23 protein-coding genes are annotated in these 22,515 nt (G+C 69.9%); 6 read left to right on the top strand and 17 right to left on the bottom strand.

Features of this window, described 5'->3' with window-relative positions:
• Nucleotides 1-122: 122 nt before the first annotated feature.
• From CS062_RS14895 to CS062_RS14885, 3 genes are read left to right on the top strand one after another with little or no spacing between them, the layout of a single operon-like run.
• The gene (locus tag CS062_RS14895; protein ID WP_233218071.1) at nucleotides 123-845 is read left to right on the top strand and encodes a hypothetical protein; all 723 of its coding nucleotides are present in this window, start codon (nucleotides 123-125) and stop codon (nucleotides 843-845) included.
• A complete protein-coding gene (locus CS062_RS14890) occupies nucleotides 845-1,597 on the top strand; it encodes a hypothetical protein (protein WP_099862396.1) in 753 nt (250 codons plus the stop codon). Before CS062_RS14895 ends, CS062_RS14890 begins: the two co-directional genes overlap by 1 nt.
• A 59-nt stretch (nucleotides 1,598-1,656) precedes the next feature.
• A complete protein-coding gene (locus tag CS062_RS14885) occupies nucleotides 1,657-2,121 on the top strand; it encodes a hypothetical protein (protein ID WP_099862395.1) in 465 nt (154 codons plus the stop codon).
• Between the two features lie 6 nt (nucleotides 2,122-2,127).
• Here the strand turns inward: CS062_RS14885 and CS062_RS14880 are convergent, their stop codons facing one another.
• The 14 genes from CS062_RS14880 to tssA form a co-directional block, all read right to left on the bottom strand.
• Nucleotides 2,128-2,463 carry a YnfA family protein gene (locus CS062_RS14880; protein WP_099862394.1) on the bottom strand — a complete coding sequence of 112 codons (336 nt, stop codon included), beginning with the start codon at nucleotides 2,461-2,463 and terminating at the stop codon, nucleotides 2,128-2,130.
• 29 nt (nucleotides 2,464-2,492) lie between these two features.
• The gene (locus CS062_RS14875; RefSeq protein WP_233218070.1) at nucleotides 2,493-2,780 is read right to left on the bottom strand and encodes a hypothetical protein; all 288 of its coding nucleotides are present in this window, start codon (nucleotides 2,778-2,780) and stop codon (nucleotides 2,493-2,495) included.
• Between the two features lie 41 nt (nucleotides 2,781-2,821).
• Nucleotides 2,822-5,473 carry a type VI secretion system ATPase TssH gene (gene tssH / locus CS062_RS14870; RefSeq protein WP_099862393.1) on the bottom strand — a complete coding sequence of 884 codons (2,652 nt, stop codon included), beginning with the start codon at nucleotides 5,471-5,473 and terminating at the stop codon, nucleotides 2,822-2,824.
• Nucleotides 5,470-6,699 (bottom strand): type VI secretion system baseplate subunit TssG, encoded by a 1,230-nt coding sequence (tssG, locus tag CS062_RS14865; RefSeq protein WP_099862392.1) that lies wholly within the window; start codon nucleotides 6,697-6,699, stop codon nucleotides 5,470-5,472. Before tssG ends, tssH begins: the two co-directional genes overlap by 4 nt.
• Entirely contained in the window at nucleotides 6,696-8,606 is a 1,911-nt protein-coding gene (gene tssF / locus CS062_RS14860) for a type VI secretion system baseplate subunit TssF (protein ID WP_099862391.1), read from the bottom strand. The genes tssG and tssF overlap by 4 nt, the downstream gene beginning before the upstream one ends.
• Before the next feature lie 9 nt (nucleotides 8,607-8,615).
• Nucleotides 8,616-9,110: a type VI secretion system baseplate subunit TssE gene (gene tssE / locus CS062_RS14855; protein ID WP_091724445.1), complete on the bottom strand. Its 495-nt coding sequence runs from the start codon at nucleotides 9,108-9,110 to the stop codon at nucleotides 8,616-8,618.
• A gap of 22 nt (nucleotides 9,111-9,132) precedes the next feature.
• A complete protein-coding gene (locus CS062_RS14850) occupies nucleotides 9,133-9,654 on the bottom strand; it encodes a hypothetical protein (protein WP_099862390.1) in 522 nt (173 codons plus the stop codon).
• Nucleotides 9,639-10,223 carry a hypothetical protein gene (locus CS062_RS14845; RefSeq protein ID WP_143742352.1) on the bottom strand — a complete coding sequence of 195 codons (585 nt, stop codon included), beginning with the start codon at nucleotides 10,221-10,223 and terminating at the stop codon, nucleotides 9,639-9,641. Before CS062_RS14845 ends, CS062_RS14850 begins: the two co-directional genes overlap by 16 nt.
• Nucleotides 10,224-10,331: 108 nt before the next feature.
• Complete coding sequence (locus tag CS062_RS14840) at nucleotides 10,332-11,132, bottom strand: type VI secretion system accessory protein TagJ (RefSeq protein WP_099862388.1); 801 nt, start codon at nucleotides 11,130-11,132, stop codon at nucleotides 10,332-10,334.
• 61 nt (nucleotides 11,133-11,193) lie between these two features.
• Complete coding sequence (locus CS062_RS14835) at nucleotides 11,194-11,694, bottom strand: Hcp family type VI secretion system effector (protein ID WP_158238799.1); 501 nt, start codon at nucleotides 11,692-11,694, stop codon at nucleotides 11,194-11,196.
• A 149-nt stretch (nucleotides 11,695-11,843) separates the two neighbouring features.
• Nucleotides 11,844-12,323, bottom strand: a complete 480-nt coding sequence (locus CS062_RS14830) for an Hcp family type VI secretion system effector (RefSeq protein WP_091724440.1) — start codon at nucleotides 12,321-12,323, stop codon at nucleotides 11,844-11,846.
• A gap of 215 nt (nucleotides 12,324-12,538) precedes the next feature.
• A complete protein-coding gene (tssC, locus tag CS062_RS14825; protein ID WP_099862386.1) occupies nucleotides 12,539-14,038 on the bottom strand; it encodes a type VI secretion system contractile sheath large subunit in 1,500 nt (499 codons plus the stop codon).
• A gap of 48 nt (nucleotides 14,039-14,086) precedes the next feature.
• Nucleotides 14,087-14,596 carry a type VI secretion system contractile sheath small subunit gene (gene tssB / locus CS062_RS14820; RefSeq protein WP_099862385.1) on the bottom strand — a complete coding sequence of 170 codons (510 nt, stop codon included), beginning with the start codon at nucleotides 14,594-14,596 and terminating at the stop codon, nucleotides 14,087-14,089.
• Nucleotides 14,597-14,664: 68 nt separating this feature from the next.
• Nucleotides 14,665-15,696, bottom strand: coding sequence for a type VI secretion system protein TssA (gene tssA / locus CS062_RS14815; RefSeq protein ID WP_158238798.1), 1,032 nt, complete (start codon nucleotides 15,694-15,696; stop codon nucleotides 14,665-14,667).
• 415 nt (nucleotides 15,697-16,111) lie between these two features.
• Between tssA and CS062_RS14810 the strand changes: the two genes are divergently transcribed.
• The gene (locus CS062_RS14810; RefSeq protein ID WP_233218069.1) at nucleotides 16,112-17,107 is read left to right on the top strand and encodes a glycosyl hydrolase; all 996 of its coding nucleotides are present in this window, start codon (nucleotides 16,112-16,114) and stop codon (nucleotides 17,105-17,107) included.
• A gap of 89 nt (nucleotides 17,108-17,196) precedes the next feature.
• Nucleotides 17,197-17,787, top strand: coding sequence for a DUF4142 domain-containing protein (locus CS062_RS14805; protein WP_099862383.1), 591 nt, complete (start codon nucleotides 17,197-17,199; stop codon nucleotides 17,785-17,787).
• Between the two features lie 10 nt (nucleotides 17,788-17,797).
• On the opposite strand, the gene CS062_RS14800 is transcribed toward CS062_RS14805, so the two are convergent.
• The gene (locus tag CS062_RS14800) at nucleotides 17,798-18,241 is read right to left on the bottom strand and encodes a Rossmann-fold NAD(P)-binding domain-containing protein (protein WP_158238797.1); all 444 of its coding nucleotides are present in this window, start codon (nucleotides 18,239-18,241) and stop codon (nucleotides 17,798-17,800) included.
• Between the two features lie 332 nt (nucleotides 18,242-18,573).
• Here CS062_RS14800 and CS062_RS14790 point away from each other — a divergent pair, with 332 nt between their 5' ends.
• Nucleotides 18,574-19,500 carry a Crp/Fnr family transcriptional regulator gene (locus tag CS062_RS14790; protein ID WP_233218068.1) on the top strand — a complete coding sequence of 309 codons (927 nt, stop codon included), beginning with the start codon at nucleotides 18,574-18,576 and terminating at the stop codon, nucleotides 19,498-19,500.
• Between the two features lie 24 nt (nucleotides 19,501-19,524).
• Here CS062_RS14790 and CS062_RS14785 read toward each other — a convergent pair whose 3' ends face one another.
• Entirely contained in the window at nucleotides 19,525-21,621 is a 2,097-nt protein-coding gene (locus CS062_RS14785) for a PAS domain S-box protein (RefSeq protein ID WP_099862379.1), read from the bottom strand.
• Nucleotides 21,622-21,628: 7 nt separating this feature from the next.
• On the bottom strand, nucleotides 21,629-22,513 hold the full coding sequence (locus CS062_RS14780) for a response regulator transcription factor (RefSeq protein ID WP_099862378.1): 885 nt from the start codon (nucleotides 22,511-22,513) through the stop codon (nucleotides 21,629-21,631).
• Between the last annotated feature and the right edge of the window lie 2 nt (nucleotides 22,514-22,515).

Below are 22,515 nucleotides of genomic sequence, written 5' to 3'. Positions count from 1 at the left end.
AAAAGAGGCGAAAGTCACTTTGGGCGCCGCCCTGCGCCCGCTACCGTCTGTCCTCACCGGTTCCGTACAAGGGGCAGGCCTTGCGCCGCCTGAAAACCCTGGGGCCGTTTCAGGAGATTCCCATGCCTGCCTGCCGCATTCCCGGGCCGCTCGGCGCCGGCGCCAATTGTTTCGAGATCGACGAGGGCACGATGGTGCGCGCGGCGTCGCCGCTGGCGGCTCCTGTCGGCACCGCGCCGCGCGACAAGCCGCCGGCCATCGATGACGACACCCGTGCGCTGGCCGCCGTCGCTTATGGCGAGGGCTCGACCGGCAACGTCTTCGAGGAGATGGCCGCCATCGCCAACGTGCTGGTCCGCCAGCAGAAGGCCCGCGGCTACAAGACGATCAGCGCCTTCATCAAGGCCGACAAGACCTTCGCTTTCGCGGCGCACGACGGCAACCAGCGGCACGGCAAGCTGATCAAGGCCAGCGCCGAGGAGATCGCCAAGGACCCCGGCATGAGCGACGCGGTGCGCGGCGCGCGCAATGCGCTCGACCCGAGCGGCACCGACTACTCCAACGGCGCCTACTTCTGGGACGGCGCGGACATCAAGTCGAACTACGACAAGCATCCCAAGGTCAAGGCCGGCATCCACATCACCGACCCGAAGCACAACATCTACGACATCAAGGACAAGGACGTCCCTGGCGAAGAGTGGTGGCGCAATGCGCAGGGGCAGAAGACCAAGCTGCGCGGCAAATGGGATTACAAATACGAGTCCACCGCCGCCTATGGCGGCACGATCTTCTGGAAGTACAACGCCGCCTTCGTGAAGGCGACCAACAACAAGGAATACGACTGATGCCCACCCTGCCGACCGCGCGCTCGATGGCTTCGTCGCCGAGGGCGGCCCTCGCCTCGTCGATGACCGCCTGGATGGGCGCGGCGCTGGCCGGCGCGCTGTTCACGGCCTGCGCCGCGCAGGCCGACACCGTGGCCCGCAATGCCACCGAACTGCGCGACGCGCTGCGCGGCAACGCGCCGGCGGCGGTGCTGGAGCCGCTCAAGACGGAAGGCTGGTGTGGTCCCCAGGGCTGCTTCGTCGATGCCGGCGAACTGCGCATCGACCGCGACAAGGGCGGCTTCGCGCGTGCCGAGGGCGGTCGGCGGCTGCAGGTCGTGGAGCACAAGGCGCAGGGCGGCGACGCCCTGCCCGACCTGGACTGGACCCCGACCGACGCGTACCGCGTGATGGCGGGCGGTCAGCGCTGGGGCACCTGCCTGGAGTTCTCGCACGCGGGCGTGGGCAAGAGCGGCACCTTCCAGCGCTGGACCAGCGTGGTGCTGGTGCCTTTCGATGGCGCGGCGCCGGGGAGGACGGCGCATCGCTTCGTCGGGTACTGGACGGGCTGCGATTCGCTGGTCTCGGGGCCGACAGCGGGAACCCTGTCGCTGCGCGTCGTCGAGCGCTCGGAGCCCAAGGCCCACCAGCCGCTGCGGCTGGTGGCCTATCAATGCAGCGCGCGCGGCTGCGAGGGCCAGGTCGATCGCCGCGCGGTCAGCGGCGAGCCGGGCAATGCGCAGGATGGGACATTGACGATCGTTGGGAAGTGAATGATGTCGAGCCGCCTCTCAGCGAGGGCGCGGTCTATCCACGATTCAGGGAGACCCAGATGTCGAAGCATCTTCTGACTTACCGACGTGTGAATGAACTCATCGGGGCCTGGGAGGGCGAAGTCCTCGGACTGCCCGAGAAGGACCGCTACACCGAGCTGCGCAAGCGGCTGTACAAGGTCCGCAACGCCGGCTTCAATGGCTATCCGAAGCTGGACAGCTATGCGCCGCGGCTGATCGACGACGACGACGCGACGATGGCCGCGGTAGAGCATTACTTTCTGTGCCGGGCCTGGGTGGGCACAGGCAAATACCCCGCGTGGCAGATGCGCGCCATGAACTACATCTACGACGCGGGCAAGTCGCTCGGGCTGACGCCGCAGCACAACCCGCACAAGGCGGTGTCGCCGCTGACGCCGGCGCAGCGTGCGGCCAAGGAGGCCGGAATCCTCGATGGCGAGGACGATCTTCGCCGTTTCGGCAACAAGGCCCCGCTGGTAGGCGCGCCGCCGAAGTACTGGTGACCGCGCTCAGGGCGCCGGCCGGCGCCCCAGGATGATGATCGCCATCCCCACCAGGCTGACGGCCACGCCGATCCAGTCGGTGAGCGTGGGCTTGACCTTGTCCACCAGCATCAACCACACCATCGCCACGCCGATGTAGACACCGCCATAGGCCGCATAGACGCGGCCGGCGGCGGTCGGATGCAGCGTAAGCAGCCACGCGAAGAGCGCCAGGCTCCCGGCCGCGGGCACGAGCAGCCACGTGGACTTGTCCTGCTTGAGCCAGAGGTACGGCAGGTAGCAGCCGACGATCTCGGCAAGCGCGGTGACGACGAACAGCAGGAAGGTCTTGGCGAAGTCCATGGCTCAGCGCTCGGCCCTGGCACCGGTTTTCAAACGAGCAAGATGCCCTTGCCAACCGTCCGAACCAGGCGCTCAATCAGCTCGCGCTCCTGAGGCTGCAGCTGTGATTGATCAACGTGTCGCCAATTGCGCTCGTAGATCTCCAGTGCTTCCTTCGGCGACACCGTCCCACCCGACCTGTACCAGGTGATCCAGCGCAGCTGTTCAAAGGCTTCAATGGGGATGCATTCGCACTCGGGAGAGTCGCAGTGCGGAGCATCCGGCGTGCCCGCCTCAATCCGTGATGGCAGCGCTGGTTCTGGACTGGGATTGGGCATGGCGCGCGTTGTAGCCCAAGGAGCTGGCGCGCGCCACGCATTCAATCAAACCCGTACTCGAAGTCCCCATCCTTCACATTCAGCGCGACCTTCGTGATCGTCTGCCCGTTGGTCAGGCGCGTGAGGTACTCGCGGCTGATGCGCGGCAGCACCGTGTTCGTGAGGATCGCGTCCACCACGCGGCCGCCGCTCTCGACCTCGTTGCAGCGGCTGATGATCAGCTTCACCACGTCGTCGCCGAAAGTCAGCGGCACGCCCAGGTTCTCGCCCACCCGCTTCTGGATCCGGCCCAGCTGCAGACGGACGATCTGGCCCAGCATCTCCTCGCTCAGCGGGTAGTACGGGATCGTCACCAGCCGGCCCAGCAGCGCCGCCGGGAACACCTTCAGCAGCGGCTCGCGCAGCGCCTTGGCGATGCCCTCGGGCTCCGGCATCAGCTCCGGATCGGCGCACAGCTTCATGATCAGGTCGCTGCCCGCGTTGCTGGTCAGCAGGATGATCGTGTTTTTGAAGTCGATGTAGCGGCCCTCGCCGTCCTCCATCCAGCCCTTGTCGAAGACCTGGAAGAACAGCTCATGCACATCCGGGTGGGCCTTCTCCACCTCGTCCAGCAGCACCACGCTGTAGGGACGACGACGCACCGCCTCGGTCAGCACCCCGCCCTCGCCGTAACCGACATACCCCGGCGGCGAGCCCTTGAGCGTGGAGACCGTGTGCGCCTCCTGGAACTCGCTCATGTTGATGGTGATGACGTTCTGCTCGCCCCCGTAGAGCGCCTCGGCCAGCGCCAGCGCCGTCTCGGTCTTGCCCACGCCCGAGGTCCCCGCCAGCAGGAACACGCCGATCGGCTTGCTCGGATTGTCCAGGCCGGCACGCGACACCTCGATGCGCTTGGCGATCATCTCCAGCGCATGCCGCTGGCCGACCACCCGCTGGTTCAGCGTGTCCGCCAGCTGCAGCACCGCCTGCAGCTCATTGCGCACCATGCGGCCGACCGGGATGCCGGTCCAGTCCTGCACCACCGCGGCCACCGCCTGCTCGTCCACCTGCGGCAGGATCAGCGGCGCATCGCCCTGCAAGGTGACCAGCTCGGCCCGCAGGCCGTGCAACTCGTTCAGCAGCGTGCCGCGATCCTCCTCCGACGGCGCGCCCTCGCCGTCCTTGCGCAGCAGCGCATGCAGCTCCAGCACGCGGTCGACCAGGCCCTTCTCCTTCAGATGGCGCTCCTCGAGCTGCGCCTTGCGCGTCTGCGATTCGTCCAGCGCCGCCAGCACCCGTTGCTTGCGCTCGGCCACGTCCATGCCGATCGCGCCTTCGCGGGCGATGATCTCCTGCTCGATCTCGAGCGCCTGGATGCGGCGCAGGCAGTCCTCGAGCTCGGCCGGCGTCGCATGCTGGCTCACAGCCACGCGCGCGCAGGCGGTGTCCAGCAGGCTCACCGCCTTGTCCGGCAGCTGCCGCGCCGGGATGTAGCGATGGCTCAGCCTCACCGCGGCCTCGATGCCCTCGTCCAGCAGCGCCACGCGGTGATGCTTTTCCAGGATCGAGGCCACGCCGCGCAGCATCAGCACCGCCTTGTGCTCGTCCGGCTCGGGCACCTGCACGACCTGGAAGCGCCGCGTCAGCGCCGGGTCCTTCTCGATGTGCTTCTTGTACTCGGCCCAGGTCGTCGCCGCGATCGTGCGCAGCTTGCCGCGCGCCAGCGCCGGCTTGAGCAGGTTGGCCGCATCGCCGGTCCCGGCCGCGCCGCCCGCGCCGATCAGCGTGTGCGCCTCGTCGATGAACAGGATGATCGGCTTGGGCGAGGCCTGGACCTCGTCGATGACCTGGCGCAGGCGGTTCTCGAACTCGCCCTTCATGCTCGCGCCCGCCTGCAGCAGGCCGATGTCCAGCATGTACAGCGAGACGTCCTTGAGCTGCGGCGGCACGTCGCCCTGCGCCAGGCGCAGCGCGAAGCCCTCCACCACCGCCGTCTTGCCCACGCCCGCCTCGCCGGTGAGGATGGGGTTGTTCTGGCGGCGCCGCATCAGGATGTCGACGATCTGGCGGATCTCTTCGTCACGACCGGCGATCGGATCGATCTCGCCATTGCGCGCGCGCTCGGTCAGGTCGACCGCGAAACGCTTGAGCGCCTCCTGCTTGCCCATCGCCGCCGGCGCGATCGCACCGCTGGCATCGCCCGGCGCCGCGCCCGGCTCGGCCGCGCGCATCGCCCGCTCGGGCGAGCCCTCCAGGATCTGGTTGAAGTGCTCGCTGAGGTCGTCGACCGGGATCTTCTCGAACTGCCTGGACACCGACAGCAGCACGTTGCGCATCGAGGCCGTCTTCAGCAGGCCCAGCACCAGGTGGCCGGTGCGCACCTGCTGGTCGCCGAACATCAGCGAGCCGTAGACCCAGCCGCGCTCGACCGCGTTCTCGACCCAGCTCGACAGGTCGGTGACCGAGGTCGCGCCGCGCGGCAGCCGGTCCAGCGAGGCCATCAGGTCGGCCGACAGCTGCGCGGCATCCAGCCCGTAATGCTTGACGATGCGATGCAGGTCGGAATCGGGCGTGTTGAGGATCTGGTAGATCCAGTGCTGCAGCTCGACGTACGGATTGCCCCGCAGCTTGCAGAACACGGTGGCGCCTTCGATCGCCTTGTAGGCCAGCGGATTGAGCTTGCCGAAGAGGCTGGTGCGGGCGATTTCAGTCATGACGATGCTCCCTGTGATGCCGGTGGCGTGGCCCGCCCCTTCACCCGCTGTCGCGGATGCAGGTGCAGGTCGCCCCGGTCGTGGCGATGCGGACGGCCGCCCGAGCGGCCCGTCCAGGAAGTGAAGCCCAGGCGCGCGCGGCCGCTCAGTGCCGCGGCGGGCACCTCGTCGCGGCGCAGCACCGGCTGCAGCTCCCATTGCAGGTTGTGGCCGACGTACTGCCGGATCCAGTCGTTGAGCGGCCGCCACGCGTCGCCGTCGGGCAGGAAGCCCTCGTACTGGCGCAGCGTCAGCGGGCCCAGCACGACGCGGAAGCGGTACTGCCGGTCCCAGGCCTTGTTGCCGCAGGCGGTGTTGAGGCCCAGCCGCGGCAGTTCGCGGCCGATGCGCTCGGGCCGCTGGCGCGCGAAGCCCAGCCGGGTGCGCTCGCCGTCCTCGACGGGCAGCCAGTGCGGCACATGCTGCTCGATGCGCACCGGCACCTTGAAGTGCAGCGACAGGATCTTGGCCAGGCCCTCGGCATGCTGCGCCCGCCCGCCATGCAGGCCCGCCTGGAACAGGCGCGCGGTCTGCGGCAGCGAGTCCGCCGGCCGCTGCGCGCCGTCCAGGCCGCTGGCGGCGCCGAGCCAGGCGGCATAGCGGTCCGTGGCCGGCCGGTCATGCTGGACCGCCGGCTGCGACTGCGCCCAGGCGCGGTAGAAGTGCAGCAGCAGGCGGTGGTGGAAGACGTCGAGGAAGCGGCTCAGCGTCGGGTCGCCGCGCTGGTGCAGCCGCTCGCGGGTGTACTCGGTGAGGTGCAGCGGCATCGGCCCCTGCGGTCCGAGCAGCCCGAAGAAGCGCACGCCCAGTCGCGGCGCCGGGTTCTGGCCGCGGGTGAGGCTGGCCAGCGCCGCCGGCGCGAAGTCCAGCTCGGGCTCCTGCCCCAGCCGGATCGCCTCCTGCGACGGCCGCAGGCCACGGCCCAGTCGCGGCACGTCGGGCGTCAGGCCTTCGATGCGGCGCAGCAGCGCGAAGAAGTCATGGGCCCAGGGCGTCGCCTCGACATCCTCGAAGAGCGCGCGCAGCGCCTCGTCGCGTTCGCCGCGCTCGCCGCGGTTGGGACGGCGCGCCAGCAGCGACTCGGGTGATTCGTTGGCTTCCGGCGTGACCGGCCGGCTCGCCTGCACGACGGCATCGCCGCCGGCACCGTCGTCGTCCGGGGCACTGCCGGGCTCGGGCACCGTCATGCGCGGTCTCCGCCGCCGGCGCGGTCGAGACGTCCCTCGGCATCACCGCCGATGCGCGGCGCCCAGCGCTTGACCTGGCCGCGCTGCGGCGTGCGCAGGCTCAGCTGGGTGAAGCTGTTGATCGCCGCATGGCGGGTGAAGTAGCGCTCCAGCACGCTGGCGAAGAGATAGGCGCTGTGGCCCTGGAAGGCCAGCTCATCGAGCTCCAGCGTGATCTCCGTGCCCGCACCGAAGCTCAGCGGGCCGGTGAAGGGCAGTCGCCGCACCACCGGCTGGGCCTCGACGCCACGCACGCCCTCCACCTGGCGCAGCCAGGCCGGGTCGCTGGGGGGACCGTACAGCGCCAGCAGCCGGCGCAGCGTCGCCGCGGCCTGCGCCGGCGGCTCGTCGGCCCAGGGCAGTTGCTGCTGCGTCAGCAGGCCGACCAGGCTCCAACCCGCCTCGCCCACCGGCTGGCGGTTGACCGGCCGCGTCGGGCCATGGACCGATTCGACCTTGAGCACCGGCCCCGCCGCGTCCAGCCGCCAGGCGCCGGCGCCGTTGTGCGGCAGCAGCATCGGCAGGTCGCGGTTGGTCACCAGCGCCGAGACCGACAGCTGGCGGATGTCCTCGCGGTAGGGCGCGTGGCGCGGATCGACCAGCGACAGGAAGACCTCGTCGCCGATGTAGCCGGTGCGCGGTCCCTGCTCCTTCTGACGCGTGGACAGCAGGCGCGGCTCGCGTCGCACCGTGTAGAAGCCGGGCGCATCGGGCGGCGCCTCGTGGTAGGTCGCGTACAGCGGCTCGAAACCCTGCTGGCCCAGCGCCCCGGCGCCGTAGCCGGTCACCGACTGCAGGCTGTGGATCTCGTAATCCATCGGCCGGGTGCGGTCCGGCACCACGTGGTACTCCCAGTTCCCGGTGCCGAGCTGGATGCGGTCCAGCCGCTTCGGGAACAGGTTGATCGCCGGCGTGCAGTGCAGCGAAACGCTGTCCACGTCGACCATCGCCTCCAGCGCACCATCGCCGCGACCGAAGAACAGCACGATCTCGAAGGAAGTGCCATCCACCCGGGCCAGGCGCTCGGCGAGCTGGTCGATCTCGATGAACAGGAAGCGCCGCGGCATCGCGGCCAGCTCCTGCATCAGCCGGCAGCCGGAGAAGTTGCGATGCGTCTCCGGCAGCAGCGCCTCGTCCGGCGCGAAGCCCAGCGGGCGGATGCTGGTCGCCGGCCGCCATTGCGCCGGCACGGCCGGCGCGTCGATGCCCTCGCCGGTGACGAAGCTGCCCAGCGGCGCCCCGAGCGCCAGTTCATGCAGGCGATAGGCGACCTCGTCGGGCGCGCTCAGGTAGAGCGCGAGCCGGTCCAGCCCCAGTTGGCGCACCGGAATGCCGCCGCCGGTCTTGAGCCGCAGTCGCAGCCCGCCCCGGCTGCCGGCGGCATCGGGCAGCCGCGACATCGGCAGGTCGGGCGCATGGCTGAAGTACTGGACGTCGTCCAGCGTCAGCGGCCACAGCGTCACGTCATGGGCGGTGCGGAACTCGCAACGCGTGTCCTGGCCGCGCGGCACGCCGGACTGCAGCACGCTGCCGCGGGGCACCGGATGGCCCTTGGAGAGGTTGGGATCGGTCGGATCGACGCCGAAGCGCGCGATCATCATCGACGGCACCGGCGCCAGGAAGTTGGGGTAGATCGACTCCAGCAGGTGGGCGATCAGGCGCGGATGCTCGGCGTCGAGCTTGAGCTGCACCCGCGCCGACAGGAAGGCGAAACCCTCGAGCAGCCGCTCGACATAGGGGTCGGCGACCTCCGCATCCTCCAGGCCCAGGCGCGCGGCGATCTTGGGGAAGTCGCGCGCGAACTCGGCGCCGACCTCGCGCAGGTGGGCGAGCTCGTCGTTGTACAGGCGCAGCAGCCGGGGATCCATCGCGCGTCCTCAGCCCTCGCGGACCTCGACCTGCCCCGCCTCGAGGTCCATCTGCGTGCGCAGCAGGATCTCCAGCGGCACCGGCTGCGACCAGAGGTGGCCGCGGATGTCGAACTCGATCACGTTGTGGGTGTCCATGACGCTCTGCGTCTCGATCGCGCGGACCTCCAGCGTGTCCGGCAGGATGCGCGGCTCGAAGCGCAGGATGGCCTGGCGGATCTGCTTCTCCAGCAGATGCACGTCGATGCGCGAGGCCAGTTGCCCCGACAGCGCCGGCAGGCCGAAGTTCAGCACGCTGTCGCCGACGCGCGCATACGGATCGCAGGCCTTGCCCAGCGGCTGGATGGCGTTGAACAGCCAGCCCAGGTCGCGCAGCACCGCCTGGCGCAGTTGCGACTTGGTCATGACGCGGCGCTCCTCCGCCTCGACGCGATGGAAGGGATCGTCGTCGGTGAGGCGGTCCAGCAGGGCCGGCTGCAGGCGATCGCGGGTGATCTGGGTCATGGCTCGCGCGGCGCGGGTGGGCTCACCTCGAGGCGCCGGTGTCCAGGCGCCAGAACACGACCTGAGCGAACTTGCCGTCGTTGGCCCAGGAGTCCCAGATCGTCTTGTCGCCCTTGCTCTTGGCGCCGGCCCAGCCGCCCAGCGAGGTCGACATCGCCAGCGGATACATGCCGCGGGCGCGCATCATCTGGGACTTGCCGCCCGAGGTGTACGCATAGCCGCCAGCCGGCTTGGCCGCGCCGGGATACACGACGATCACATGGCCGTTGGGCTGCGTGACCAGGCCGCCGACGATCAACTCGCCGCGGCTGGCCCGCTCGGCCAGTTCCGACACCGGCGTCTCCTTCCAGCGCTTGTCGGCCTTGAGGAAGGCGATGAGCGCATTGGCGGTGCGGTACTCCTGGTCGGGGAGGTAGCGCTTGATGACGTGCCAGACGGCGTGGCTGCACGAGCCGGGGTACTTCTCGTACGCCTCGTCGGCGACCTGCTTGAGTTGCGCGGCCGTGACCGGCTCGGTGGTGGTGGGATTCAGGATGTCGGGCATGGAGAGTCGGCGGACGCCTTGGCGCCCGCTGCGCGGTAACGGTGTTCGGCCGCGTCCCAACGCAGCGCCGGCAGCGCGTAATCGCCGCCGACCGCCGGATTGCTGACCTGGACGCGGATTTCCTGCGGCACGCCCTCACGCCACAGACCGTGGCGCAGCGTCAATGTCCGCGGTTGATCGAAGGGGAACAGCTCGGGCAGCCCGCCGACGCAACGGAAGTCGCGGTCGACCAGCAGGGGTTTGGGGAAGTCCTCCCACGGCGCATCGGCGGCGCGGGTCTCGTAATACGTTTCGGCGAAGACCGAGACCAGCGCCACGCGCGCAGTGCCGCCGGGGGCCGTCAGTTCGCAGCGCCGCGTCGCGTCGAGGTACTTGGCCCATGCGGCCGGCAACCGGGCGCGGTCGGCCTCGCCCAGCGGCGCGCAGGTCTCAGGCGACAGCGTGCGCCAGGCCGCCTTCGCGGTCGGCGCCGGCTTGGCCGCCGCGGTCTTCGCCGCCGGCGGCATTGAACCCGCGTCGGCGCGCGCCAGCGATGCGGCCATCGTCCCGGCCATGGCCAGGACCGCCATCAGGGCGAGCGAACGGATCGGAGGGAACGCCGGCGACGCGGCGCGCGGCGCGGCAGACAGGACGGATGGCGCCGGCATGGCGCTCGACAGGGACGGACGGCGGCGCATTCACTTCCTCAATTCGATGAGACGGACATCCAGCAATCCGGCCTCGCCTTGGTCGCTCATCAGCACCCGCTGGCCGACGCCGGCGTACTGGTCGTCCTGCGAGCCCGGCAGCGGCTGCCATTCGGTCCGGCGCGACAGCCAGACGCGTTCGTCGTCGAAGGCCACGCTGCGCGGATATCGCGTCGGGATCAGGGCGACCGAGGCACCGCCGTTGGGAAACTCCAGGTGCGCCGCGGCCCAGACCAGGTCGCGCAGGTCGGTCGGCGGCTCGATGTGGATCTCCTTGAGCGCGGAGAACGGCACCCAGCAGTAGCGGCCGTTGATCACCGCCTCGAGCACCGGGCCCAGGCGCGAGTCGCCGTCGCACAGCCACTCGAAGGCCTGGCCGTCGATCGTGCCGGCGGTGGCGGGCGCGGCCTCCAGCGCCTGCGCGCGCAGCTGCCGCGCGCCGGCCGCGTCACCGTCGTGGTCGAGCTTGAGCGCATGCACCAGGTTGGCGACCCACTCGGCGGGTTCGCCCATCACCATCGGCGTGGTGCGGCCCTCGAAGACGGCCTCGCGCACCAACTCGCACTTGAGCGCCTCGCGGTAGGTGTTGACCATCGCCAGCGTGCCGGCGTCGAGCTCGCCGCACACCTCCAGCTGCGCCGCCGCCCGCGCCCACTGGCCGGTCACCGCCAGCAGCTGGAACAGCATCGTGCGCAGCTTCGCGTCCTGCGGGCGCTGGCGGACCTCCGCCTGCGCCGCGGCCAGCGCCTCGGTCGGGCGGCCCGCCGCCAGCAGTTCCTGCACTGCGCTCATCGCATGCTCCGTGATCTCTCGTCGTTGTTCGTCGCGACCCGCTGCCGTCAGCGGCGCGGGTTCAGGTCAGGTCGTCGTCGAAGGTGTGGGTGCCGCCCATCGCGCCCTTGGCGTTCTGGGTGCGGTACTCGATGGACACCTTCTGGAAGCTCATCGCGATGCGCTCGACCGGCGCGCCGTCGGCATCGGCCTCGATGTCGTAGGACGCGATGCGCGCCTTCTCCAGCGTCAGGCAGAAGTAGTCTTCCTGCGCGCCGCCCGCCTTGCGCAGGTAGAGCTTGGCCGACTTGACCTCGTCGTTGGTCGCCACCGCGCTCATCAGCGCGGTGCTGGCGCTGTCGAGGTCCTTGGTGATCGTCAGCTGGCGATAGCTGCGGCGGCCGGTCTGCTGGCCCGCCACCGCATCGCCGGCCGCGCCCACGCCCCAGCTGAAGCCGCGCACGACGACGTCGCCGGCATGGCCGGCCGACATGGATTCACCCTTCACCTTGCCGGCCCGCTTCAGGGACAGGTCCAGGTACATGTCGGCGCTGGTCGCGCCGCCGCTGCTCAACGGATTCATCTTTCGCTCCGGCATGGACAACGGATGACGGCGCTCGCGCCCAGGGGCGCACCGTCATGCGTTGTCCGAGCGCGGCGCGGCCGGCCGGGGGCCGTCGCGCCGCGGGGTCCGCGAACGGAAGGCGCCGGCTCGCACCGGCGCCCCGCCGATCAACGGGTTTCGGTCGTGGCCACGTTCCAGCCGAACTTGACCGCGCCGCCCAGGCCGCCCTTGGCGTCTTGGGCCTTGTACTCGAACTCGATGTCCGCGTACGACAGGGCCACGCTCTCGCTGATCTCGCCACCGGCGGAGGCCGACGGGGCGACATTGGTCACCAGCACCTGCTTCAGCGTGACCTTCAGGAAGTCCTGCTGGCCTTCGCCGGCCTTGCGGCAGGTCAGGACGGCCTGGTCGAAGTGCTTGCCCGAGGCGCAGGCCTTGGCCAGCACCGGGGACGCCTTGTCGTAGTAGTGCGCGAACACGAACTGGCCGGGAATGCCCTTGCCCTTGCCGGAGCCGGTACCGGCGGCGGCGGTGCTTTCCTGACGCACATCCCACGACCAGGCGAGCAGATCAATCTCGCCCTTGTGGTCCTTGTGGGTGGATTCGCCTTCGACTCCGGCGAACTTCAGATTGGCGTCGATCGTCATGGTCGGTTTCTCCTAGATGGACTCTTTGAAAACAGTCTCCGCATCAACGCTCACCGCATGCGGAAACCGGGATTTCGGGCCCGGGGGCCCGGTTGGCTCATCGCCTCGAAAATTTCAGAACGGCGCCTTCGACAGCGCTCCCTTGGACGCGTCGCGCGTCGTTGCGCGCGATTTCTTTGTTTCCTTCGCACGGGCCGCCGCGGCGACCCGCCGCCTCACTTGCCCTTCTGCGACGGCAGCGTCGAGACCAGCCGCAGCGAGACCGTCAGGCCCTCGAGCTGGTAATGCGGACGCAGGAAGAATTTCGACGAGTAGTAGCCGGGATTGCCCGGGATCTCCTCGACCACCACCTCGGCCGAGGCCAGCGGCTTCTGCGACTTCGTCGTCTCCGAGGAGTTGGCGGGATCGCCGTCGACGTAGTTCATGATCCACTTGTTCAGCCACTTCTCCATGTCGGCACGTTCCTTGAACGAGCCCACCTTGTCGCGCACGATGCACTTCAGGTAATGGGCGAAGCGGTTGCAGGCGAACAGATACGGCAGGCGCGCGGCCAGGTTGGCATTGGCGGTGGCGTCCGGATCGTCGTACTCGGCCGGCTTCTGCAGCGACTGCGCACCGATGAAGGCGGCGAAGTCCGAGTTCTTGCGGTGCACCAGCGGCATGAAACCGTTCTTGGCCAGCTCCGCCTCGCGGCGGTCGCTGATGGCGATCTCGGTCGGGCACTTCATCGCCACGCCGCCCTCGTCGGTCGGGAAGGTGTGGGCCGGCAGGCCCTCGACCGCGCCACCCGCCTCGACGCCGCGGATGCGGGTGCACCAGCCGTAGGTCTTGAACGAACGGTTGATGTTGGTGGCCATCGCATAGGCGGAGTTGGCCCAGGTGTACTTGGCATGCTCGCCGCCGCCGGTCTCTTCCTCGAAGTTGAACTCCTCGACCGGATTCGTCTTGGCGCCGTAAGGCAGGCGCGCCAGGAAACGCGGCATGGCCAGGCCGATGTAGCGCGCGTCGTCGGACTCGCGCAGCGACTTCCAGGCGGCGTACTCCGGCGTGCTGAAGATCTTGGTCAGGTCGCGCGGGTTCGCGAGCTCCTGCCACGAGCCCATCTGCATCAGCGAGGGATTCGCCGCGGCGATGAAGGGCGAGTGGGCGGCGGCCGAGACCTTGGCGATCTCGCCCAGCAGCTCGACGTCCGGCGGGCTGTGGTCGAAGTAGTAGTCGCCGACGATGCAGCCGAAGGGCTCGCCGCCGAACTGGCCGAATTCCTCTTCATAGACACGCTTGAAGATCGGGCTCTGATCCCAGGCCGTGCCCTTGTAGCGCTTGAGCGTCTTGCCGAGGTCGTTCTTCGAGATGCTCATCACGCGGATCTTGAGCTGCTCGTCGGTCTCGGTGTTGTTGACCAGGTAGTGCAGGCCGCGCCAGGCCGATTCCAGCTGCTGGAACTCGGCATGGTGCAGGATCGCGTTGACCTGCTCGGACAGCTTCTTGTCGATCTCCGCGATCATCGACTCGATCGAGACGATGACGTCGCTGCCGATCAGCTGGGTCTGCGACAGCGCCTGCTGCGCCAGCGTCAGCACCGCCTGCTCGACGGCGGACTTGGCCTCGTCGGTCTTGGGCTTGAATTCCTTGTTCAGCAGCGAGGCGAACTCGCCGCCTTCGTACTCGATGCCCTGCAGCGAGGGCGAGGCTTGCGAGAGAGTCTCTTCGGCCATGGTGCGTGCTCCGTGGGGTCCGTCGATGGGTCTGAGGGCGCGCGGCGCTTATTGCGCGGCGTCGTCGGCGGGTTTCTGGGCCGAGGCCAGCGACTTCAGCAGCGCCTCGTCCTTGACCACCTTGGCGATCAGCTGCTCGGCGCCGGCCTTGCCGTCCATGTAGGTGATCAGGTTGGCCAGTTGCTGGCGCGCCTCCAGCAACTGCTTGAGGCCGTCCACCTTGCGCGCGACCGCGGCCGGCGAGAAGTCGTCCATCGACTCGAAGGTCAGGTCGACCATCAGGTTGCCTTCGCCGGTCAGCGTGTTGGGCACGGCGAACGAGACGCGCGGCTTCATCGCCTTCATGCGGGCATCGAAGTTGTCGACGTCGAAGTCCAGGAACTTGCGGTCCGACACCGGCGGCAGCGGCTCGGTGGGCTTGCCCGACAGGTCCGACAGCACGCCCATCACGAAGGGCAGCTGCACCTTCTTCTCGGCGCCGTAGAGCTCGACGTCGTACTCGATCTGCACGCGCGGGGCGCGATTCCTGGCGATGAACTTCTGGCTGCTGGTGGCCATGGGGTGCTCCTTGAAGCGTGGATCGGGTGAAAGGTACGAAAGTGGAAGGACGTCGGGGAACCGGTGGATCACTCGCTGGGGGTGCCGGCGAGCTTCTCGATCTCGTGCACGCCCTCGGGATTGAGGTCGCGCATGATTTCCATGAAGTTCTTGCTCATGAGCCGCTGCGCGCGGCGGATCAGCAGCGGCGCGGGATTGCTGGGCTCATGGCGCTCGATCCATTCGCAGGCGCGCTGCAGCGCGCGCACCGCGTCGTCGCGGCTGGCGATCGTGCCGGGCGCGGCGACCGCGCCGGCGATCATTCCGCCGACCACGGGGCCGGCCGGCGCGCCAGCGGCTTCCGCGGGCAGCTCGACGGCCCCGCCGCCCTGCCCTTGCAGTTGTCCGGCGGCCGCGGCCAGCGGCTTGAACAGGCGCAGCAGCGGCGCGAAATCGGGGCCGTGGCCGGCGCCCAGCGGGGTCTCGATCGCCGCGACGATGCCCTGCACGGTCGGCAGCGATTCATGCAGCCGGGCGGCCAGCGCCGGATCGTTCGCGGCCTGCGCCGCCAGCCCGGCCATCAGGCCTTCGGGCGACGGCACGGATTCGTCGGCCATCGGATCGGCATTGCCGAGCGCCAGCTCCACGTCCCGCACCCGCGGGCCGCCGCGCTGGCCGGTCAGGCTGGCCGCGCGGAAATCCGCGATCGCCGCGGTACCGCTGACCAGCGGCTGCAGCGCGTTCAGGCGCATCGTGGGATCGTCGTTGTCCGAGGCGTCCAGTTGCGGATGGACATGCGCCCAATGGCGCTCCAGCAGGCCGCGGATCAGCGACAGGCCGTCGAGCGCCGCGCCGAAGCCATGCAGGCGGGCGCCGGCGCGGGCCAGCCACACGGCCACGCGCAGGTCGCGGGTGCGCCGGGCCAGGGCCAGGGCCTGCTCGTGCACCGCCGGCCAGTCCGGCTCCTCGGCCGGGATGACGGTGTCGCCGTACTGCTGTTCCGGCTTGCCGGCGCCTGCGGCTTCCAGCGCGAGGAAGGCAGGGTCGTACTCCAGGTCGGCGCCACATGGGGCGTCGTCCTGCAGCGGGGCAAGCAGCGCGTCGAGGTCGAGATCAGCCATCGCGTCGGAGGCAGCGGAACAGTTGCATGCCATGGACTCTATTGACAGCTGTAACCGCGCACAGTGGTCGAAAGTCACTTTGCCCCTCAGGCGGCCGCTCAGCCTAGGGATTGCACCGCCGCCCGCCACCACCGCCGTCCCCGCCGAACGGGCGGCCCGCGGCCGCTCCCTCTTTGGAGGTAGCGGCGTTAATGCGGACGCACAGAAACATTAACGATGTGTTTCGGTGCGGGACAAGAACAAGGCCGTGCCGCCATACTCCGCCCCCGCAAGACCTGTCCCTTCTGTCAGGGACAGATCCACTCCGGCGAGTCCGCCGGTCCCTGGGCGCACGAGGCCCATGCGACGCGTTCTCCTCGGGAGGGAGAGCGGCGGACCGCCTCCAGCCAAGTCCAGCCAACAAGAGGCCCGCACCATGAAGCCGACCCCGATGCCTGCCGCCGCGAACGCGGTCGATGCCGCGAACCCGCTCATCGCCCCGCCCCCGCCCGATGGCGAACGTCGCCGCCTGCTCCTGATCGCCGGCGCAGGCGCCCTGGCGGCCACGATGTCCGCCTGCGGCGGCGGCGGCGGTGGCGGCGAAGCGCAGGCGTCGCCCACCGCCCCGACGCCTCCCGCGCCACCGCCGGCGACCTCGGCGGTCAAGCGTGGCCTGGCCTACGACCTGAAGGACGCCGCCGATTTCAGCGCGCTCTCTGGCGGCAGCGTCGGCTGGTGGGTGAACTGGGCCCTCAAGCCGAACGCGGCAGTGCTCGCGCAACCGACCATCGCCGGAGCGATGGAACATGTGCCGATGCTCTGGAACTTCGACTTCGACACGGCCGACGTCGTCGCCTACCTGAAGTCGCGGCCGGAGCTGAAGTCGCTGCTGGTGCTCAACGAGCCCAACCTCACCGACCAGGCCAACAAGACACCGACGGAAGCCGCCGCCCAGTGGCCGCGTTACGAGGAGGTGGCGCGGCAGACCGGGGTCAAGCTGGTCGGTCCAGCGATTACCTGGGGCACGATGGCCGGTTACACCGACCCGGTGGTCTGGATGGACGCCTTCATCGCCGCCTACCGCACCGCCCATGGTGGCCGCGATCCGCAGATCGACGCGCTCGCCTTCCACTGGTACGACTACGGGCTCGACGATCAGCTCACGCGGCTGGAAAAGTACGGCAAGCCGTTCTGGATCACCGAGATGGCCAACTGGCATGTCGGCGACGGGGCCGCGCAGATCGACTCCGCGGCGAAGCAGAAGGCGCAGATGGCGGACATGGTCAGGATCTGCGAAACCCGCTCGGATGTGGTCCGCTATGCCTGGTTCACCGGCCGCTGGTCGCCGGATCCGCATTTCACCAGCCTCTTCGGCACCGCCGGCACGCTGACGGAGGTCGGCCAACAGTACAAGTCGCTGCCGAGATCCTGACGCCTTATTGGGGCCGCGCGGCGCGCGGTGGTGGCGCGGGAACCGGGATTGCTGTCTCCCCGGCATCAACACTTCATGGAGTGATCCCCATGACCGTCATCGCCTCCTCCCGCCCGCGGGCCCTGCCCGCGATCGCAGCGATCGCCCTGGCCCTGGGCGGCACCCTGGCCGCCGGCACCGTCGCCGCCCAGACCGCCACGACGGCGGCCACGCCCGCCTCGGCGGCGCGCTCGCATGCGGACAGCAGCTTCATGAAGAACGCCGCCGAGTCCAACTTCGCCGAGATCGCGGCCGCTGACCTCGCCCTCAAGAAGGGCACCAGCGCGGACGTCAAGGCTTTCGCCCAGAAGATGATGGACGACCACAAGAAGGCCGACTCGGAGCTGCAGACGCTGGCCGCGTCCAAGGGCGTGAAGCTCCCGACCGATGCCAGCATGGTCCAGAAGGGCAAGGCCAAGATCCTGGAGCAGCGCGACGGGACCAGCTTCGACCACCATTACGCCGAGAACCAGGTCGGCGCGCACAAGGACGCCGTCAAGCTGTTCGAGAAGGCGTCCAAGGACGCGAAGGACGCCGAGGTGAAGGCCTGGGCCGCCAAGATGCTGCCGGCCTTGCAGCATCATTTGCAGGAGGCGCAAGCCCTCGAGCAGGCCACCAAGGCGGCCGACAAGAAGAAGTAAGCGACAGGGCTCAGCGCAGCGCGGCCAGCAGCGCCGCCTGCGCGAGCCAGGGGCGCCGCTCGGCGCTCATGCCGTGGCCGGACACGGGCGCCAGCACCGCGCGCGCGTCGAGCACCGGCACCACCGCGGCCGTCGCCAGACCCTGCATGACGGCGGCAGGCACGCCCTCGCACGCCACCGCCGCGTAGAGATGCCCCAGCAGCCGGGCGACCTCGTCGAGCGCGGCGCCCTCCTCCAGCGCTCGCGCCGGGTCGAGCATCGTGACCTGCGCGCCCAGCGACTGGGCCGCCTCGCGCAGCGACCCGACCGACTCCGAGCGTTCATCGCCACAGAACAGCCCCAGGCGCATGCCGACGAGCGGCCGATGCGGTGCGCCGCGCTGCGCGGCCTGCGCGAGTTCGTCCGCGGACCGTTCCAGCGCGGCCGAGGACAGGGGCTGGACGGAGGTCGGCATCGCAGGCAGCGGCGGGGCGTGATGCGGCATGGTCGACAGGCGCGGAACGCAGGCTTGGGAAGGAGGACGGGTGAGGCGCTGGAAGGTGCTCGAGCGACACGCGTCGGCAGCGAGGTGGGGAGCGTAGTCAGCCCACGCCGGGAGGCGTTGATCGATGTCAAACGACCGCGGTTGGCGCGCCTCGACCCGCAGGAATGCTGCGGCGTCTTGAGGGGCCGTTACTGAACCGTCACAGAGGGTTCACCAACTGTTGCCGAGCGATGTCAAGGATTGGCGCGGCCGTTGCGCGCGCTTCCTAGCATCTCCTCAACGCCACCAACCACGAGACCATCATGCACAGCGCCATCGCCATCGCCTCCCCCTCGAGCGACCTTTCCCGCGACCGTCTGCGCGATGCCCCGGCAGGTCGCCCGCGCATTGCGCCCCTCGCGCCCCTCTCGTCCCCATCGTCCCGACTGGCTTCGCTGGCGCTTCCCCCGGCCGCGACCGCCGTCTCCGAACTCCGTCCCCTGACCCGCCTGCCTTTCGCGGTCAGCACCAGCGAATCCCGGCCCGCCCTGCGCGATCCCCACCAGCGCATGCTCGAGGCGATGCGCATCATCCGAGACCTCATCCAGCCCAGCGCCAAGGTCGTGCGTGCCGGCGACATGATCTTCCGCGCCGCGCAGCCCTTCAACACCGTCTACCTGATCAACGCCGGCGCCTTCAAGCTGGTGAGCCGCAGCCTGGATGGGCGCGAGCAGATCGTCAGCCTGAAGTTCCGCGGCGACTGGCTGGGCTTCAGCGGCATCGCGCAAGGCCGCCATCCCTGCGACGCCGTCGCGATGGACACGGGCAACATCTCGATCATTCCGTACGACACGCTGACCGAGGCCTGCGCGCGCCACCCCGAGATGATGGCCATCGTCCACGAAGGCATGAGCACCGAGATCACCCATGAGCGGCAGTCGCTGATGTCGGTCTGCACGCTGGCTTCGCTGGCGCGGGTGGCGGAGTTCCTCTGCGCCTGGGCCCGCAGCATGCACCAGCGCGGCCTGCGCGCCGATGAACTGACCCTGCGCATGACGCGCGCCGACCTCGGCAACTACCTGGGCATGACGCTGGAGACCGTCAGCCGCTGCCTGTCCCGACTCAGTCGTGAAGGTCTCATCCGCTTCGGCGAACGCGGCCGCCGGCAGATCTCGATTCCCGACCTGGAACGGCTGGAGCAGTTCGTCATCGGCGGCCTGCCGGCCGACGGCCAGACCGCGGTCCAGTGACGATGGCGGCGGACACGCCGCCGGTCAGCGACTGAGCACCTTGGCGATCGCCCGCGCCAGCGCGTTGCGGTCATAGGGCTTGGGCAGCAGCTCCCAGCCGAACGCGGCCTCCGGGCCGGAACCCAGCAACTCCGCCGAGAAGCCGGACACCAGCAGCACCGCGATGTCCGGCCAAGCCTGCTGGACCGTCGCTGCCAGTTCCGTGCCGCGCATGCCGGCGCCAAGCGCGATGTCGCTCAGCAGCAGTTGTGGCTGCTCCTCGCCCTCGCCACGTTCCGCAAGATCGCGCAGGTGCCGCAGGGCCTCCTCCCCGCTCGCGCAGGCCGCGACCCGGCAGCCCAGGTCGCCCAGGAAGCGCCGCGCGACCGCTCGCACCTCCGCGTCATCCTCCACCAGCAGCACCCGCAGGCCCGCCGGCACCGTCTCCACGACGGCGTCGCCGTCCACCGTGCCATCCGGCGCGTCCGGCGGTCGGGGCAGGATCAGGGTGAGGGTCGTGCCGCGACCCGGCGTGCTGTCGATGCTGAGCGCCCCGCGCGACTGCCGCGCGAAGCCATAGACCGTGCTCAGGCCGAGGCCCGTGCCCCGCCCTGCCTGCTTGGTGGTGAAGAAGGGCTCGAAGGCCCGCTCCTTGACGTCCTCTGGCATGCCGACGCCGTTGTCGGTCACCGCGATGCGGACGTAGCGCGCCGGCGTCTCCGGCCCGGGCGGCGGCCCGTCTTCCTCCAGCTCTCGGCGGAGCTCCGGCGGCACGCTGCACAGCGGCGCGGCCGCGAAGACCAGTTCGCCGCCTTCGGGCATGGCATCGCGCGCGTTGATCGCGATGTTGAGCAGCGCCGACTCCAGCTGCGCCGGATCGGCCTGCACGTCGGGACAGTCGGGCGCCACCTCGATGCGGATGCGGATGCGCTGGTCCAGCGTGCGTCGCAGCATGTCGGCCAGCGAGCGCATCATCGCCGCCACGTCGACGCTGGCCGGCTGCAACATCTGCCGGCGCGAGAACGCCAGCAGCTTGCCGGTCAGCTCCGCGCCGCGACGCGACGCCCGCGTCGCGGCCGCCACCAGCTGCGGCGCGAAGCCGTCGTCAGTCACCGCCGGGAGGTCGGCCAGCACTTGCAGGTTGCCCTGGATCACCGTCAGCAGGTTGTTGAAGTCGTGCGCGATGCCGCCGGTCAGTTGTCCGACCGCCTCGAGCCGCTGCGAATGGTGCAGCGCCTCCTCGGTCTGCGCGCGCTGCAGGCAGGTGCCCAGCAGGTTGGCGACCGACTCGAGGAAGCGGAGTTCCGCATCGCCGAAGCGCTTGGCCTGGCGCGAGCGCACCGCCAGGGTGCCCACCGGCCGGCCGCGGTCCGACAGCGGCACCGACAGCGCCGACACCAGGCCCGCGCGCCGATAGGCCTGCGGCACCACGAAGCGGGTGTCGCGCCCGTAGTCCTCGACGATCACCGGCCGCCCCTGGGCCAGCACGAAGCCGGGCGGCGTGTCGGGCCGGTTCGGCACCACGGTGCCCAGTCCCTCCTCGGCCAGCAGACCGATGCCGCCGGCCACGCGCAGGGTCGAGCGGCCCGGATCGAGCAGGAACACGATCGCGAGCTCGACCTCGAGCGCCTGGGCAGCGATCACCGGCGCCTGCTGCAGCACCTCCTGCGGGTCCAGCGCGTCGACCGCGATCCGGCCGAGCTGGGCCAGATGCTCGCTGTAGCGGGCCCGCTGCAGCGCCTGGCGCACTCGCGGATACTCGGCGACGCTTCGGATCGACGCCATCGTGTAGGGCAGTCCCAGCGGCTGCAGCGGACTGAGCGCGATCTCCACCATCACCTCGGACCCGTCGCGCCGCCGCGCGACCAGCTCGGTCGCCGTGCCGCCCATCGGCCGCGCGCGCGGCGCGCTCTCATAAGCCTGGCGATAGGCCGCGTGTCGTGGGCGGATGGCATCGGGCACCAGCATCTCGACCGGTGCGCCGACAAGCTCCTCGTTCGAGTAGCCGAGCAACTGGGACGCCGTCGGATTGGCGAGCCGGATCCGTCCCGAGTCGTCGACCAGCATCAGCCCATCCGGCGACGCGGCGAACAGGGCACGGAAAACGGCGTGGGCCTCGCCGTCGGTCGGCCAGGTGTCCATCGCCGCCTCAGCCCGACAGCGTCGAGGTCACCCTCGGCGCGAACAGGTAGCCGGCGCCCCGCACCGACTTGATCCACTGGCCTTCGCCGGATTCGGCGCCGAGCTTGCGGCGCAGCCGCCCCACCTGCACGTCGATCGTGCGGTCGAAGGGACCGGACTCCCGGCCTCGCGTCTGCTCCAGCAGGAAGTCCCGCGACAGCACCCGCCCCGGATGCAGCAGAAAGGTGTGCAGCAGGTCGAATTCCCCGGTCGTCAGCGCCACCTCCTTGCCATCGGGTCCGGTGACCAGACGCGCCGCGAGGTCGACGGTCCATCCCTCGAAATGCAGGCGTTCCCGGCCGGCGGACAGGTCATGGACGAGGTCGCCCCCCGGTAAGCGCGCGGATCCCGGGACGGGCATGCCCACGGTGCCGTGAGCCGCCTGAACCGCGCCCTGTCCGGCCGAGGGCGCGGAACCGTGCGCCGCATCGGGACCGGGCGCCAGGCGTCTCAGCACCGCCTTCACCCGCGCGACCAGCTCGCGCAGGTCGAAGGGCTTGGTCACGTAATCGTCCGCGCCGACCTCCAGCCCGACGACCTTGTCCACCGCGTCGCCGCGCCCGGTCACGATGACCAGGCCGCAGCGCCAGTGCTCCCGCAGTTGCCGCGCGATGACGAAACCGTCCTCGCCGGGCAGCCCCAGGTCGAGCAGCACCAGGTCCGGCGGGTCGTCGGCCATCAGCGCCATCAGCGCGCGCCCGGTCTGCAGCTGCGTCGTGCGGAAACCGTGGGTGGCGAGGTAGCCGGCCAGCAACTGGGTGATGTCCACCTCGTCATCGAGGATCGCCACATGCGCGGGCGTCGGCGCCGCGGCGCTCGGCGAGGAAGACGGAAAGGTTCCGGGCGTGCTCATTT

Origin of the sequence: Roseateles chitinivorans (genome assembly GCF_002761755.1) — a bacterium.
Lineage (GTDB): Bacteria > Pseudomonadota > Gammaproteobacteria > Burkholderiales > Burkholderiaceae_C > Roseateles > Roseateles chitinivorans.
Note: the sequence above shows the minus strand (reverse complement) of the source record. Positions and strands in the feature narration are given on the sequence as shown.